Below are 15,430 nucleotides of genomic sequence, written 5' to 3' on the forward strand. Positions count from 1 at the left end.
TCATGTACTAGCCTGGATACGAAACGGAGTGATCGAGCGCGTTGCCATGCAGCGCCGAGGCGCTCATCGTGTTCGCACTCAGCGCGATTGCCCGCGCGAGTTCTCGCCGCCGCACTTTGCCACTTCCCGTCATGGGAAAGACATCGAAGAAGCGGACGAAATCGGGAACCTTGTCGGCAGCCATCGTTTCCTGGGCGAAGCGTTTGATTTCGCCACCCGTGATGACTGCCCCTTCTACTGGCACGATGCACGCGCACACCAGCTCTCCCATGACATCATGGGGCACGCCGATCACGCAGACATCGTCCACTGCCGGATGCGCACGCAGACGATCCTCGAGTTCACGCGGGTAGAGCTGCATGCCCCCGCGTGAAATCGTCTCCTGCCGCCGCCCGACGATCTTCACATAGCCATCCTCATCGATGATGCCCAGATCACCGCTGAGGAAAAATCCGTCCGGCGTCATGACCTTGGCGGTCTCGGCCGGCATGCGGAGATAGCCCCGCATGAGATTGGACCCGCGGACGGCGATCTCGCCGACCGCTTCGGGTCCGTGCAGCTCTCCCGTGATCAGATCCATCGCCATGATCTCGACGCCGGGAAGGGCGCAGCCCACGGTGCTCAAACGACGTTCGTCGTTGTCGGCAAAGCGGGTGATCGTGACGACAGGTCCGGTTTCCGTGAGGCCGTACGCCACGAGCACATCGCACCAGCGACGCACTCGGCGCACCAGCGCCTCGTCCACCGAACTGCCGGCAATGACGCCGGCTCGCAGCGATTTGAGTCGCGACGGGTCGAACGACTCCTCACGCATGAGGAGGTGATACTGCGTGGGCACGCCGTGCAGCACCGTGACCTTCGCGTCGGCGATGAGCGCGAGGGCGCGCGCCGGGTCGAAAGACGGTTGCAGCACGATCGTCGCTCCACGTGCCATCGTGCCCAGCATGATGCCGAAGCCGAAGATGGCGAAGAACGGAACCGCGCCGAGCACACGGTCGTCGGGCGAAATCTCGAGGATTTCCGCCACACGTACCGCGTTTTCCACCAGCGCCCGGTGCGAGAGTGGCACGCCCTTGGGCTTGCCCATCGTTCCCGACGTGTACATGACGGCCAGGTCGGCCGTCTCGTCATACACCGCTGGTCGCGGAACCGATCGTCCGGTACCGCTCGAGACGAGATCTTCGAACTGAAAGATCCGGTCGTCGTACCACAGGTCCTCGTCGCCTACCGTGACCACGTACTGCAGATCAGGCAGATCGCCGAGCAATTCTTCGAAGCGCTGCAGAAAGTCGACGCCGTCCCATTTCTCAATGGTGACGACGGCACTCGCTTCGGCGTGTCGCAGCTGGTAGCGCAGATCATGAATACTGAGCTGCGGACTGACCGGCACTACGACGGCGCCCAGCTTCGCGGCCGCCAACGTAGCAATGATCCACTCGACGCCGTTCGGCAGGTTGACCGCGATGCGATCGCCCATGCCCAGCCCCAATTCGGAGAAAGCAGCAGCCAGGGAGGACGCGTCGGCGTCCACCTGCTGATAGGTCCACGTCCGTTCACCATTCGTGGCGAGCACGCGTGCGGGATGCTCCTGCGCACGTTGCTCGACCAAGGGGGCTAGGGACCACGACGTTGCCATTCCACTCCGGGATCGGGTACAGCCACGTAAATTACTGACTATGAACGAGATGCGGAAGCCGACCGTTGACGAAAGCGGGTCGAACCCTCAGAACCGCCCGGGAGAGAAACCCTCCCCCGAAGGCTCTCGTAGGGAGCGGCGTCGGCTCGCACGCACCGGGGCCCGGGCACCGTTCCGGTCGCGGTTGTTCGCCATGCTGATTCTGTTCGCGCTCGTCCCCACCGTGGCGGTCACGTTGGTGGGCGTCGGTACGGCCAGTCGGGCGCTGTCGATGTTGTCGGCCCGCTCGGCGTGGGAGCGGATCGCGCTCAGTGGTGAGCAGGCGCTGTCCGCCACGCGGTCCGCTCCGCTCACTGTCGAGCAGCGGGCGGCGGTGGAACGACACGAAGCCGAACTGCGCCAGTCGGTGGAGTTGGCGCGTCGCTTCGATTTCGTGGCCGGTCGCTCGATGCGCCTGGTCGTGGCGGGCGCCGTGCTGGTGGTGCTGTTGGTAGCGGTTGGTGCGTCACGCGTGGCCGGTCACTTGAGTCGTCAGCTCAGCCGTCCGCTTGATGAACTGGTGGGATGGACCGGGTTGATCCGCACGGGGCGGCCCATCCCGGAACAACCGGAGCGCCGCGGCGCCCCGGAATTCGAAGTACTGCGAACGGGGATGCGCACTATGGCTCAGGAACTCGACACGGGACGACGACGGGCGCTCGAGGCCGAGCGCGCCGAGGCGTTTCGCGAGTCGGCCCGCCAATTTGCGCACGAGCTCAAGAACCCACTCACGCCGATCCGCTTCGCGGTCGACCGGCTGCGTCGCTCCGCCCCCGATGAGTTGCGCGACACGGTGGAGGTGCTGGCCGAGGAGGCCGCGCGTCTGGAAACGATGGCGAAGAGCTTCGCCCAGTTCGGCCGTCTTCCCGATGGTCCGGCCGCCGACATCGACGTGTCGGAGCTTGTCACGCGAGTCGCGCGCAGCACGGTCCCCGAGCGTCTCACCGTGGCGATCACCAGCGACGATGCATTGCCGTTGGTGTACGGCTTCCACGAGCCGCTGGTTCGCACCGTCACGAACGTGCTGATGAATGCCGTCGATGCCTGTGGCGCGTCGGGACAGATCGATATCGCGCTGCGCTACGCCGTTCCGCACGTCACCATCACGATTCGCGATAGCGGCTGCGGCATCGCCCCCGACGCGTTGGCGCGCATCTTCGACCCGTACGTGACCACCAAGCCGGGCGGAACCGGCCTCGGGCTCGCCATTGCGCGACAGACCATGGAAGCGCATCACGGTTCGATCGACGCCGCGAGCGCGCTTGGCCACGGTACCGAAATCACGCTGCGCCTCCCCATTCGCGAGACCATCGCATGACCCAGAATCAGACCACGGCGGTGAAGGTCACGCCGTTGGGTGACCGCCTGCTCATCACGATGCCGTCGTCCGACGGCACTCGACGCAGTATCGAGGTGTCGTCCGACGGGAAGGCGCTGCTGAGCGTGGACGGCATCGCGACGACCGCCATCGCGCCGCCCCCCCCGCGGTCGCGCCGCGACATTCCGGATGGCGTGGTCGATATCGTCCAGGCGGTGGGAGCGATGACCATGATGGTGGTGGTCTTCGGCCCGCTCGCGCGGGCATTCGCCCGGCGTATCGACAAGCGCACGGTCGCGACGCCGGCGGCGGTGCCAGCCGAAGTCTCGCAGCGGCTCGCGGCTATCGAGCAGGCGGTGGATTCGGTGGCCGTGGAAGTCGAACGTATCAGTGAAGGACAACGCTTCACGACGAAGTTGTTGTCGGATCGAACCAAGGTTGAGATGGAGCGGGTGTTATGAACACAGTGCGCCAACAGCCGGCCTCACCGGGCCTGCCGGCAGAGATCGCCCAGACGATTCGCGAAACACAGCAGGCTACGCGCGATGCGGCGCAAGCCACGCGTGATGCAGCGCAGGCCACCCGAGATGCGGCACAGGCTGACGCCGACGCGGCGCGTGCCCCGGCCGAGCCGCTGCCACCCGGCACGATCGTCTTTACCGGCGACGGCAGCGGCGAGAACGTGCGCATCAACGTAAAGGGCGGCAACGTCGTGCTCTCACAGGGCGACAACACCACCACGATCCCGTTGCGCGACGTCGTACCGCAGGGCCTCGTGCAGATGTCGTGGGCGCTGGCGGCCTCGGTGATCGCCGTGTTCATCGGCTGGCCAATTGCCCGTGCCATCGCGCGCGCAATCGACCGTCGCGGTCGCGCCGTGCGCGCGGACAACGCGCTCGAAGCGCAGCTGCAGCAACGATTCGATGCGATGGAGCGCAACATCGACACCGTCGCGGTGGAGATGGAGCGCCTCAGCGAAGCGCAACGGTTCACCTCGAAACTGCTGGAGCAACGCTCGGCCGCTGAGCAGCGTGCCGCCGTGCCTGTCGACGCGAACCGGTAGTCGACCGCCGCGATGCCCAGTGTCCTGATCGTCGACGACGAACCCAACATCCGACGTATGGTCGGCGCTCTGCTGAGCGCCGAGGGATACGACGTGCGAGATGCCGCCGACGGGGTTACCGGGCTCGCACTGGCGGAAGCGAATGAGCCGGACGTGGCGCTGGTCGATCTCATGATGCCGGGCGACCTCGATGGGCTCGCGCTCTTGCAGAAGCTGCGTGAGCGTCGACCCGATATGCCGGTCGTCATGATGAGCGGTCGCGCCGCACTGACCGATGCGGTGCGCGCGACGAAGCTTGGCGCGTTCACCTTTCTCGAGAAGCCGCTTACCCCCGAGGGCGTGCTGCTGGCCCTCGCCTCGGCGTTCGAGCTGCGCCAGGCCCGCCGGGCCGCCGCCGCACTGCGAGAAGATCTTGGCATTTCAGGCGAGATGGTCGGTGAGTCGCCGGTCATGCACGACGTGCGCGCCCTCATCGCGCGTGTGGGCCCGACCGACGCGCGCGTGCTCATTACAGGCGAATCGGGCACGGGCAAGGAACTCGTGGCGGCGGCGCTGCATCTGGCGAGCCCCCGGCGCGATCGCCCGTTCATCCGGGTGAACTGCGCGGCCATTCCGCGCGATCTGGTGGAGAGCGAAATGTTCGGTCACGAGCGAGGTGCGTTTACCGGCGCCACGGATCGACGCATCGGACGGTTCGAACTCGCGCACACGGGCACGCTGTTTCTCGACGAAGTCGGTGACCTGGGCGCAGAAGCGCAGGCCAAGCTGCTAAGGGCCATCGAAGCGCGCGAGATCGAACGCGTCGGCGGGGGCAAGCCGATCAAGATCGATGTGCGCATCCTGGCCGCCACCAACAAGGATCTGGGCCGCGCCGTCGCTGACGGCAGCTTCCGTGAGGATCTGTTCTTCCGACTGAACGTGATCCCGATTCAGCTACCACCGCTGCGCGACCGGCCGGGCGATCTGCCGGCACTCGTACGGCATTTCTCGGCGCGACATCGCACGCGCACCGGCAGGCCACTCGTGCAATGGCACGACGACGCGCTCGGTGCCCTGAGCAGCTATCGCTGGCCCGGCAACGTGCGCGAGCTCGCCAACGTCGTCGAGCGGCTGGCGATCTTGCACGCGGGTAGTGTGGTGGGGCGCGCCGAGGTATTGCAGGTGCTGCCGACGGTGGCCGCCGACCCGTTCAGTGTGCCCGCAGGCGAGAACGCAGTGCGTGCAGGCGAAACGCTGCCGATCCTCCCACTCAGCGATGCGCTCGACGCGTATGAACGCCGACTCATTTCGGCGGCGCTGGCGCAGAGTGATGGCAACGTGGCCGAGGCCGCGCGACGCCTGCAAACCGATCGGCCGAATCTCTATCGACGCATGCGTCGATTGGGCTTGGCGTCGGCCGGCGAGTGATGACGCGCGCCGTTCAAACCTTTTGCGTGATTCGAATGTCGGCAATGAGATCGCGTATCGGGACGACACACCCGCTGTCCGGAATCGATGACGTTCGCGTCGGCGGCTCCGTCTACGGGCGCGTGGTACACGACGTGCCCTTGGGGGCGGTGAACCTCAGCAGGAGAAACGGATGAAGGCAGCCATGACCCCACGTGGTCAGGCACGGATAGTCCTCGCGGTGATGTGTGTGGCGATGAGCAGTGTGCCACTGGCATCGGCCTGGGCGCAGCGGGATCGCGAGCCCGACCAGGATCGCTCACGACGACTGGGTGGCGTGCCGCGCGAGGTGGCATTGGAAGTCACCGCGGTGTGGAACGCGCCTGCGACGCGCCGTGTGCGCGGCGACTTTGCGCTGGCGAGCACCGATACCGTGCGCGGAGATCTCGCGGTGCTCGGTGGCCGCGCGCGTCTGGCCGGTGTGGTCACCGGTCAGGTGGTCGTGCTGAACGGCGACGCGTCACTGGTGGAAGGCGCGCGGATCGAGCGTTCGCTGACGGTGATTGGCGGCGCCTTCGACTCGCCCGAGCGCCCGAACGTCGGCGGCGAAATCCGCGTCTGGAGCGCGGCATATCGTTACCACGAAGTGGGCGACACGCTGGTGGCCGATCTCGATTTCTTCTCCCGCTGGTCCAGTTGGATGCGGGACGACGAACGCAGCAGCGGCCGGACACGAAGCGACCTGCTGGTCACGACGGCGCACACCTACAACCGCGTGGAAGGGCTGCCGATTTACGTGGGTCCGCGCGTTCGTACCCGCAGCGGCGACACGCGCGTACGCGCTGAGGTGTTCGGCATCTTCCGTACGGGCGATGGGCTGACGTGGAAGCGCGAGAACCTCGGCCACCGGGTGCTGTTCGAAGTGCGCCAGGGCAACAGTGCCGGCGTGGCGATTGGCGGCCGCTTGTTCGATGACGTGGACGCCGTCGAGAAGTGGCAGCTCACCGACACCGAAGTCGGACTCAATGCCTTTCTGTTCACGCGCGATTATCGCGATTACTGGCAGCGCCATGGAGGCCAAGGCTACGTGAGCCTGTTCGCCGGGCGAGGGTCGGAGTTGAAGGCGTCATACGGCGAGGAACGTTGGAGCTCACGTCGGTCGCGCAACGTGCTGTCGATCGTGAACGACAAAGTGCCGTGGCGAGCGAATCCGCTGGCTGACGAAGGCGTGATGAAGCTGCTGACCCTGTCGGCCACCTTCGACACACGCAACAGCTCAAAGGACCCGCGCGCGGGCTGGTATCTGCGCGGCGACTATGAGCATGGCGACGGCACGCTGGCGCGCGTGAATGCGTTGGTGCCGAGTGCGCCGGCACCGGAAAGCGACGCGGTGTACTCCCGCGCGCTACTTGACTTGCGTCGTTACAACCGCCTTGGCCCCAATGGCTCGTTGAATATGCGCGCCGTGTTGGGCGGCTGGATCGACGGCGACCCGCTGCCGGCGCAGCGCCGCTTCTCGGTGAGCGGTATCGATGCCCTTCCCGGCTTCGATTTCCGTCGTCAGCTGAACGATACCGATGTGGGCACCTGCGCCACCGGTGACGAACAGGCGTACACCGCGCGCGGCCGCCCGTCGCTGTGCGATCGCATGGCACTGCTGCAGATCGAGTGGAAGGGCGACTTCCGCGTCAATCTGTTCGGTGACGACGACGATCTCGGCGATCGCCGCTGGGTGTTCGGTCGCGTGAAGGCCGACGGCGCCTGGGTGGTGTTCGCGAACTCGGGACGCGGATGGTTGGTCGGTCCTCGTGGCACGGACAACCTGCTCTACCCGAAGGGATCGATACCCGACATCAAGTCGTGGCGCACCGATCTTGGCGGCGGCTTCGATTTCGGTAACTTCGGCGTGTACGTGGCGCAGGCGGTGTCGGAAAGTGGCCTGTCTCCCAATGTCTACATGCGGCTCAGTCGTCGCTTCTAAATCGCGTCATTCCCGAATTGAACCACTCGGCGCTGCCCACGGCTTCGGCATCGGTGCGAACACTGGTTCGCACGCTGTGCGTCATGCTGCTCCTCCTGTTCGGAGTGAGCCGCGTGGCGTGGGCGCAGTCGCGCCCGGAAATCGATATCCGGGTAGCGCCCACGTCGTATCCGCCAATGGTGGCGATTCGAGGTGTGCTGACCGAGAAACCGTTCGACGAACTGCTGCGCAGCGGCTTCCCGGCGCGCCTGCATGTGCGAGCCGAGATCTGGACGATCGGCCGCTGGTTCGACGACGTCATTGGTCGCGTCGAATGGGACGTCGTGGTTCGCTACGACGCGATCGATCGCACCTACGAAGTGGGTCGCTTCGTGGGCGGTCGACTCGCGTCGCTGGGCAGCTACGTGCGATTTTCCGACGCTCGCGCTGCCAGCGAACTGCCGTATCTCCCCGGGCTCGCCGCGCCGCCACGCGGGCGCAAGAGCTACGTGGCGGTGCAGGCCGAGTTGCAGACGCTCGACGTGAGCGACCTCGACGAACTCGAGCGCTGGCTTCGTGGTGAGGCGTCGCCGGCGGTGCGTGGGAAGCGCAGCCCCAGCACCGCGCTGACGCGCGGTGTCCGGTCGTTGGCCAGCCGTTTGCTGGGCGGTGAAGTACGACGGCTCGAGGCCAAGAGCCCGGCCGTGACGTACTGACTTACGTCGTGACGACCGCGCCCTCGATCTTCTCGAGCTCGCGCAGCGTCTCCTCGCCATAAAACACCTTGATGTACTGCGCCTGAATCGGCGTCAGTCGCCGAACCGCCCAGCTGAGATGCACGAAGTGCGGCTCGGACGGAGCGTGCAATGGCGTCATGCCAATTTCGTAGGGCATGCGATTGGCCTTCTTCGTGTTGCAGCCGCTACAGGCCGTCACCACGTTCGTCCACTCGTTCGAGCCACCGCGCGAAATCGGAATCAGGTGATCGCGCGTGAGCGACTCCCGAGGCTTGAGCTCCGTAGAGCGACGCCCGCAATACTGACATTGATAGTCGTCGCGGGCGAAGAGGAACGTGTTCGTGACCTGTCGACGGAATCGTCGCGGTACGTGCACGAAGCGGGTCAGGCGGATGACCGCCGGGCGCGGAAATGCTTGTCGTTCGGAGCGCACGGGCATGCCCGTGTCGGCCTCGACGATTTCCGCCTTGCCGTCGATCACCAGCCGCAGCGCTCGCCGAAGCGGCACCATGGTCAGGGGTTCATACGACGCATTCAGTGCGAGACATCCGGCGATCACGCCCTACCCTCCACTCTACAGTGTTAAGGTCGATGGGTCCGCTATATGAAGAGTATCATACGGTGGAAGCCTGTCGCCACTGTTGCAGGCGATCGCGCCACGCCGACACTCGTAACGGTAAGGTCTCGTCGCGCTGCACGAGCGCCCCGTTCCGGACCAGCTCCCGGCCTTCCACCGTCACAAGAATCGCCTCGACTTTTCCGGCGAGTGCGTGCACGAGGGCTACGGCGGGATCGAAGAGCGGCTGAGCGTCGTCGTGGTCGAGCGGAAAGGCCGCCAAATCGGCGTCCTTCCCTGTTTCAAGTGTTCCGACCCTCGCGGCTAGCCCGAGCGCCTCCGCCCCACCCCGTGTCGCCAGCGCGAGCGCCTCATGGGCGGACAGGGCATCGGGGGTGCCCACGCGCAGCGACGCAAAGAGGGTGGCCTGACGCGCCTCCCCCAGCAGATCCATGCGATCGTTGCTGGCCACCGAATCGGTGCCGAGACCGGTACGGATGCCGTGCGCCAGCATGCGATCCAGCGGCGCGATGCCGTGGCCAAGTTTCGCGTTCGAGATCGGACAGTGCACGATGGTCGCGCCGGCGTCGGCAATGCGCGCCAGGTCACGGTCGTCGGCCTGAATCACATGAATCAGTAGCGGCCGGGCCGCCAGCAAACCGGTCGCCTCGAGCAGCGCAATCGGCGACTCGGCCTGCGGCGCTACCGCGATCTCGCGCGCCCGCAACCGGTCGGCGAATGGTCCCGAGCCGTCGCGCACGAACAGCATCTCGGCCGCGCTCTCCGCCACGTGCACGGCCATCGGCAGCGACTCGCTCCGCGACAACGCCGCGGTGGCCGCGAACAGATCGCGCGACACCGTGTACGGCGCGTGCGGCGATATGCCCACGCGCACGAGCGCCGTATCGTGGGCACGCGCCTCGCGCACGCGGGCCGCAAGCTGCGCGATGGCCCCCGCGCACTGCACGGGATCGGGGCCGAACACTTCCAGGTAGCCCACGCCGCGCACGCCGTACTCGCGCATCGCCGTCAGCGGCGCACCCGAATCAGTGGTGTCGGCGAGGCAGGTGATGCCGTTGCGCAGTGCTTCGCGGATACCGGCCCGCGAGGCATCAAGCAACACGCTCTCGCTCATGAGATCACGGCGTACCGTGGTGAGGGTGCGCAGCCAATCGCGGAAGTCGAGTCCCTCGAGAAATCCACGCAACAACGTGAGCTCGAGATGCGAATGCGCGTTGACGAGCCCCGGCATGAGCACCGCGTTGCCCAAGGCTACCGTGCGGCCGGCGCTGCTCTCCAGGGTGACCGCGCGTGCGGCACCGACGAACGCGATGCGCCCCTCCTCCACGAGCACCGCACCGTGGCGGATCGGCGCCGACGAGATCGGCAATACCCAGTCCGCCGTGTACAGCGTCCGTACACTCACGCGGGCGGAATCTTGAACGGGTTCGTGGAGTCCGCCTTGGCGCGCAGCTTGGCGACGCTGTCCGTCGAGAGCAGCGTGCGCGGCGACGGATCGGTACACGTGCCGGTCGGCTCGGTGCCCTGCACGAAGAATTCCGTCGTGAGCGCCGTCATGCAGCTGCTGTTCGCGAGCTGCCCACTGAGTGCATCGATTTCGCGCACCACCACGCCGTCGGGGCGCGGCCAGTCGGGCGGCTGCGGCTTGCGGCGATACACTTCGGTCATGAACGACGACCACGCCGGCGACGCCAGCTCACCACCCTGCGCATTCGCCTTGATCTTCTGCGGCTTGTCGAAGCCCATCCAGACGCCAGCCACCAGATCGGCGGTGTAGCCGATGAACCACACGTCGGCGCCGTCGTTCGTGGTACCGGTCTTGCCACCGGCGGGGACATGGAAGCCCGAGCTCCAGATGCGTGCACCGGTACCACGCACCACGACGTCCTTCATCATGCTCACCATCAACCATGATTCTTCGGGCGACAGGACGGCTTCGCGCTCGGTAGTGGGCTGCCACACCACTTTGCCGTCGGCGTTCTCGACTTTGAGAATCGCGTGCGGCGTGGTGCGCAGACCGAGGTTGGCGAACACCGAGTACGCGGCGATCATCTGCACCGGATACACGTCGGCCGACCCGATGAAGATCGACGGATACGGCGGGATGGGTGTGGTGATGCCGAAGCGCTTCGCCATGGAAATGACGCTGCCAGCGCCGACCGCCATACCGGTTCGGATCGCCGCCAGATTTCGCGACTGATACAACGCTTTGCGCATGGGAATGTTGCCCATGAACTTCATGTCGTAGTTCTGCGGCGACCACGTTTCGCCACTCACCTGGTCGAGCGAGATCGGCGAGTCGTCTACGATCTGCGCAGGACTGAACCCCTCGTGCACGGCGGTGGCGTACACGATCGGCTTGAAGGTCGAGCCGGGCTGACGCAGCGCCTGCACGGCGCGATTGAATTTTGAATCGCCGAAATCACGGCCACCGACCATGGCGCGCACGGCACCACTGCGCGGATCGACGGCCACAAAGGCGCCCTGTAGATACGGCGAGTTGGCGGCGCCACGCTCGCCTCCTTCGGCCGACCGTGCGAGATACGCTTCGTAGGTCAGGTGCGAGTACTTGCCGTGGCGTCCAGCCTCGATCGCCTGCAGCTGATTCTCCAACGCGCGCTCGGCGGCACCCTGCATATCGACATCGAGCGACGTGTACACTTTGTAGCCTTCGTCGTAGAGTCCCTTGCCGAAGTGCTCTTCAAGCTCCTGGCGCACCCATTCCACGAAATACGGCGCCACGTCGCCCGACTCGGTGCGTTCGGCCAGCTGCAGCGGATACGCCTTGGCCAGCGACGCATCGGCATCGTTGATCGCGCCCTCGCGGCGCATCAGCTCGAGCACGGTGTTGCGCCGCAGGATCGCGCGATCGGCGAAACGGCGGGGGTTGTAGCGCTCGGGACCCTTGAGCAATCCGGCCAGCACGGCGGCTTCGGCCACACTGACCTCGCGCACCGGTTTGCCGAAGTAGCGCTGCGACGCGGTTTCCACCCCGTACGCGCCGTTGCCGAGGTACACCTGATTCAGATAGAGCTCGAGAATCTTGTCCTTCGTGTAACGCTGCTCGATGGCGCGGGCCACGCGCGCTTCCTTTATCTTGCGCAGCAATGTCTTTTCGCGGGAAATGCGATCGGAGAAGACATTGCGGGCGAGCTGCATCGTGATCGTGGAGAAGCCCTGCACATAGCTGCCGGCTTTCACGTTGCGCGCGAGCGCACCGAACACGCGGTAGTAGTCGATCCCGGAGTGCGAATAGAATCGGCGGTCTTCGGTGATGACGACGGCGTCGCGCACATGCTTCGGGATCTCTTGCAACCTCACAAGGGTGCGACGCTCGAGACCGAGTTCCGTGATGAAACGGCCGTCGGCGGCGTACACCTTGGAGGTCTGGCGGGGGACGTACTGCTCGAGCGAGGCGATCGACGGACAGCGTCCCTCGCGGCAGATGACGCTCCAGGCGCCAAGCAGCCCGCCGGCACCGACCATGCCGCCGAAAATCCCAACCACGAGCAGCCACCCCAGCCACGGGCGCCGCGAAAGAACGGAGGAGAGAGCCATAGGTTGTCTGAAGGCTACCCGCTCACGCGGGGGCGCGCCAAGAGCCGGACCCGCGATAACTTGTGAGAATGTCCGAGCCATCAGCCCCGATTTCCGAACTCGCCTGGCGCGAGCTCCTGTTCCAGCACACCGAGGGCCTTCCGGCCGCCTTCGCGGCGGGCCAGGTCACCGGCTACTGCGGATTCGACCCCACGGCGTCCAGCCTGCACGTGGGCAATCTCGTCCCGGTCATGGGACTGGTCCATCTGCAAAGGGCTGGCCATCGCCCCATCGCGTTGGTGGGCGGTGGCACGGGCATGATCGGAGATCCCAGCGGTCGGAGCAGCGAACGCACGCTCCAGTCGTTGGAAACGATTGCCGAAAACGCCGAGGCGATCCGGCTGCAGCTGGCCAAGTTCCTCGACTTCGAGGGGCCCAACGCCGCCAAGCTGGTGAACAACGCCGACTGGCTCACCAAGTTGTCGCTGCTCGACTTCTTGCGCGACACGGGCAAGCACTTCTCGATCAATTACATGCTGGCGAAGGACTCCGTGAAGTCGCGCCTGGAAAGCGGGCTGTCGTTCACGGAGTTCTCGTACATGTTGCTGCAGGCCCACGACTTCCTCGAGCTGCATCAGCGCGAGGGCGTCACGCTGCAGATCGGCGGCAGCGATCAGTGGGGCAACATCACGGCCGGTCTCGAGCTGATCCGCCGTACCACCAACGGCGACGCCAACGCGCTCACCTTCCCGCTGATCACCAACGCCGACGGCTCCAAGTTCGGCAAGAGCACCGGCGGCGGGTCGGTGTGGCTCGATCCGGCACGCACGTCGCCCTACAAGTTCTATCAGTTCTGGATCGGCGCCGACGACCGCGACGTGTCACGGTACCTGCGCTTCTTCACGCTGTTGGACCGCGCCACCATCGAAGCGCTCGATCAGTCGGTGCGCGCCACTCCCGAGAAGCGCGAGGCGCAGCGTGCGTTGGCCACGGAAGTGACCACGCGCGTGCACGGGGCCGAAGCGGCGCGAGTGGCGCAGGAAGTGTCAGCACTGCTGTTCGAAAAGGCCGACCCGCAGGGGCTGTCCGACGCCGCGCTCGAAGCGCTGCGCCTCGAGATTCCCTTCGCGACGTACGCGGCCCCGGCCGACGGTGGGCCGGCGAACGGGCCAGCGCTTTCCGAGGGCATCGACGTATACGAGTGTCTGACAGCACTCGGCATCGCGGCATCGCGCGGGGCAGCCAAGCGGCTGCTCGAGCAGGGTGGCGTCAGCATCAACGGCACGAAGCTCTCGGCCGCCGATCGTCTGATCGGTGAAGACCGCTTGCTGCGCGGCCGTCATCTGCTGCTCAAGAAGGGCGCACGCGAATTCGGGTTGGTGCAGGTCCCGTAATCGCGTCCGTCTGGCAGGTCTCCACCCCTCCGGGTACCCAACCGCATGGACAAGTCGAAGCTCCCGAGTCGTCACACGACCGTAGGCCCCGAGCGCGCGCCGCATCGCTCGTACTACTACGCGATGGGCCTCGACGAAGCACAGATCGCGCAGCCGATCGTCGGTGTCGTCTCCAGCTGGAACGAGGCGGCACCGTGCAACATCTCGCTGCGCCGTCAGGCCGACGCCGCCAAGCGTGGCGTCAAGGCGGCGGGTGGTACGCCGCGTGAATTCACCACGATCACCGTGACCGACGGCATCGCGATGGGGCACGCCGGCATGAAGTCGTCACTGGTCAGTCGCGAAACGATTGCCGACTCGGTCGAGCTTACGGTGCGCGGGCACACCTACGACGCGCTGGTGGCCATCGGTGGCTGCGACAAGGCGCTGCCGGGCCTCATGATGGCGATGGTGCGTCTCGACGTGCCGTCGGTGTTCCTGTACGGCGGCTCGATCATGCCGGGGCGCTATCAGGGTCGTGATGTCACCGTACTCGATGTCTTCGAAGGCGTGGGCAAGCACTCGGCCGGCAAGATGACGCTCGAGGAGCTTACGGCACTCGAGAAAGTGGCCTGCCCCGGCGCCGGCTCCTGCGGCGGACAGTACACGGCCAACAGCATGGCGTACGTGTCGGAAGCAATCGGACTCGCGCTGCCCGGGTCGGCCAGTCCGCCGGCGGTGCTGGAGTCGCGCGATGTGTATGCCGAACGCGCCGGCGAAGCGGTGATGCGTCTACTGCGCGATGGTCCGCGCCCGCGAGAGATTGTCACGCGCAAGTCGCTCGAGAATGCGGCCGCCGTGGTGGCCGCCACGGGCGGCAGCACGAACGCCACGTTGCATCTACCAGCGCTGGCGCACGAAGCCGGGATCGCGTTCGACCTGTTCGATGTGGCCGAAGTTTTCGCGCGCACCCCGCTTCTGGCCGACCTCAAGCCGGGCGGCAAGTACCTCGCGAAGGACGTGCACGAAATCGGCGGTGTGTCGATCATCCTCAAGGCGCTGCTCGATGGCGGCTATCTGCACGGCGACTGCATCACGGTGACGGGCCGCACGTTGGCCGAGAACCTGGCCGACGTCGTGCTGCCCGAGGGGCAGGATGTTGTGATGCCCGTGTCGCGCGCGATCTCCATGACCGGCGGTCTGGTCGGCATGCGCGGCAACCTCGCGCCCGATGGTGCGATCGTGAAAGTGGCCGGACTGCACACGCGCCTGTTCAGCGGCCCGGCGCGCGTGTTCGACAGTGAAGAAGACGCGTTCGCCGCCGTAACCGAACGCCGCTACGAGGCCGGCGACGTGATCATCATTCGCTACGAAGGCCCGCGCGGCGGACCGGGCATGCGCGAGATGCTATCCACCACGTCGGCGATTTACGGACAGGATATGGGCGACAAAGTCGCGCTCATCACCGACGGTCGTTTCAGCGGCGCCACGCGCGGCCTGTGTATCGGCCACGTAGGCCCCGAGGCGGCGCTAGGTGGCCCGATCGGCCTGCTGCGCGACGGCGATATCATCGACATCGATGCGAACGCGGGCACGATGTCGGTGCGGCTCTCCGATGAGGAGCTCGCCGCGCGCCGCGCCGCGTGGGAGCCACGGCGGCACAACTTCCAGTCCGGTGCAATCTGGCGCTACGCGCAGACGGTGAGTCCGGCGCGATACGGCGCCGTGGTGCATCCCGGCGGGGCGGCGGAGACGCACAATTATATGGACAGCTGAAACTGCCAACCGCTTAGGTAGCAGGGAG

The 15,430-nt window shown here is 66.0% G+C and carries 12 protein-coding genes; 8 read left to right on the forward strand and 4 right to left on the reverse strand.

The genetic code is table 11. The features are described from left to right. Window positions 1-7: 7 nt before the first annotated feature. Window positions 8-1,609, reverse strand: a complete 1,602-nt coding sequence (locus HKW67_RS11690; protein ID WP_206044397.1) for a class I adenylate-forming enzyme family protein — start codon at window positions 1,607-1,609, stop codon at window positions 8-10. Window positions 1,610-1,829: 220 nt separating this feature from the next. On the opposite strand from HKW67_RS11690, the gene HKW67_RS11695 reads away from it, so the two are divergent. The 6 genes from HKW67_RS11695 to HKW67_RS11720 all read left to right on the forward strand — a co-directional run bounded on the left by HKW67_RS11695 (window position 1,830) and on the right by HKW67_RS11720 (window position 8,118). Then, window positions 1,830-2,993: a sensor histidine kinase gene (locus tag HKW67_RS11695; protein WP_171225553.1), complete on the forward strand. Its 1,164-nt coding sequence runs from the start codon at window positions 1,830-1,832 to the stop codon at window positions 2,991-2,993. Next, window positions 2,990-3,454, forward strand: a complete 465-nt coding sequence (locus HKW67_RS11700) for a hypothetical protein (protein WP_171225554.1) — start codon at window positions 2,990-2,992, stop codon at window positions 3,452-3,454. The genes HKW67_RS11695 and HKW67_RS11700 overlap by 4 nt, the downstream gene beginning before the upstream one ends. Continuing rightward, a complete protein-coding gene (locus HKW67_RS11705; RefSeq protein ID WP_171225555.1) occupies window positions 3,451-4,056 on the forward strand; it encodes a hypothetical protein in 606 nt (201 codons plus the stop codon). Before HKW67_RS11700 ends, HKW67_RS11705 begins: the two co-directional genes overlap by 4 nt. Window positions 4,057-4,068: 12 nt before the next feature. After that, a complete protein-coding gene (locus HKW67_RS11710) occupies window positions 4,069-5,463 on the forward strand; it encodes a sigma-54-dependent transcriptional regulator (protein WP_171225556.1) in 1,395 nt (464 codons plus the stop codon). Window positions 5,464-5,635: 172 nt separating this feature from the next. Continuing rightward, complete coding sequence (locus HKW67_RS11715; RefSeq protein WP_171225557.1) at window positions 5,636-7,423, forward strand: BamA/TamA family outer membrane protein; 1,788 nt, start codon at window positions 5,636-5,638, stop codon at window positions 7,421-7,423. Window positions 7,424-7,506: 83 nt separating this feature from the next. Further along, entirely contained in the window at window positions 7,507-8,118 is a 612-nt protein-coding gene (locus HKW67_RS11720; protein WP_171225558.1) for a hypothetical protein, read from the forward strand. 1 nt (window position 8,119) lies between these two features. On the opposite strand, the gene HKW67_RS11725 is transcribed toward HKW67_RS11720, so the two are convergent. From HKW67_RS11725 to HKW67_RS11735, 3 genes are all read right to left on the reverse strand, one after another. Continuing rightward, window positions 8,120-8,650 carry an HNH endonuclease gene (locus HKW67_RS11725; protein WP_230981004.1) on the reverse strand — a complete coding sequence of 177 codons (531 nt, stop codon included), beginning with the start codon at window positions 8,648-8,650 and terminating at the stop codon, window positions 8,120-8,122. Between the two features lie 103 nt (window positions 8,651-8,753). Then, complete coding sequence (locus HKW67_RS11730; protein ID WP_171225560.1) at window positions 8,754-10,121, reverse strand: amidohydrolase family protein; 1,368 nt, start codon at window positions 10,119-10,121, stop codon at window positions 8,754-8,756. Next, complete coding sequence (locus HKW67_RS11735; RefSeq protein ID WP_171225561.1) at window positions 10,118-12,274, reverse strand: penicillin-binding protein 1A; 2,157 nt, start codon at window positions 12,272-12,274, stop codon at window positions 10,118-10,120. The genes HKW67_RS11730 and HKW67_RS11735 overlap by 4 nt, the downstream gene beginning before the upstream one ends. A gap of 68 nt (window positions 12,275-12,342) precedes the next feature. On the opposite strand from HKW67_RS11735, the gene tyrS reads away from it, so the two are divergent. Next, complete coding sequence (tyrS, locus tag HKW67_RS11740) at window positions 12,343-13,647, forward strand: tyrosine--tRNA ligase (RefSeq protein ID WP_171225562.1); 1,305 nt, start codon at window positions 12,343-12,345, stop codon at window positions 13,645-13,647. Window positions 13,648-13,692: 45 nt separating this feature from the next. After that, window positions 13,693-15,402 (forward strand): dihydroxy-acid dehydratase, encoded by a 1,710-nt coding sequence (gene ilvD, locus HKW67_RS11745; RefSeq protein ID WP_171225563.1) that lies wholly within the window; start codon window positions 13,693-13,695, stop codon window positions 15,400-15,402. The last annotated feature ends 28 nt before the right edge of the window (window positions 15,403-15,430 follow it).

This window comes from Gemmatimonas groenlandica (assembly GCF_013004105.1).
Taxonomy (GTDB): Bacteria; Gemmatimonadota; Gemmatimonadetes; order Gemmatimonadales; family Gemmatimonadaceae; genus Gemmatimonas; species Gemmatimonas groenlandica.

What these genes read in the sequence shown, in the direction of transcription:
- ilvD (WP_171225563.1), top strand. Translation starts at nt 13,693, where the DNA reads ATGGACAAGTCGAAGCTCCCGAGTCGTCACACGACCGTAGGCCCCGAG.
- HKW67_RS11725 (WP_230981004.1), bottom strand. Translation starts at nt 8,650, where the DNA reads ATGGTGCCGCTTCGGCGAGCGCTGCGGCTGGTGATCGACGGCAAGGCG.
- HKW67_RS11700 (WP_171225554.1), top strand. Translation starts at nt 2,990, where the DNA reads ATGACCCAGAATCAGACCACGGCGGTGAAGGTCACGCCGTTGGGTGAC.
- HKW67_RS11695 (WP_171225553.1), top strand. Translation starts at nt 1,830, where the DNA reads ATGCTGATTCTGTTCGCGCTCGTCCCCACCGTGGCGGTCACGTTGGTG.
- HKW67_RS11705 (WP_171225555.1), top strand. Translation starts at nt 3,451, where the DNA reads ATGAACACAGTGCGCCAACAGCCGGCCTCACCGGGCCTGCCGGCAGAG.
- HKW67_RS11720 (WP_171225558.1), top strand. Translation starts at nt 7,507, where the DNA reads ATGCTGCTCCTCCTGTTCGGAGTGAGCCGCGTGGCGTGGGCGCAGTCG.
- HKW67_RS11710 (WP_171225556.1), top strand. Translation starts at nt 4,069, where the DNA reads ATGCCCAGTGTCCTGATCGTCGACGACGAACCCAACATCCGACGTATG.
- HKW67_RS11715 (WP_171225557.1), top strand. Translation starts at nt 5,636, where the DNA reads ATGAAGGCAGCCATGACCCCACGTGGTCAGGCACGGATAGTCCTCGCG.
- HKW67_RS11735 (WP_171225561.1), bottom strand. Translation starts at nt 12,274, where the DNA reads ATGGCTCTCTCCTCCGTTCTTTCGCGGCGCCCGTGGCTGGGGTGGCTG.
- tyrS (WP_171225562.1), top strand. Translation starts at nt 12,343, where the DNA reads ATGTCCGAGCCATCAGCCCCGATTTCCGAACTCGCCTGGCGCGAGCTC.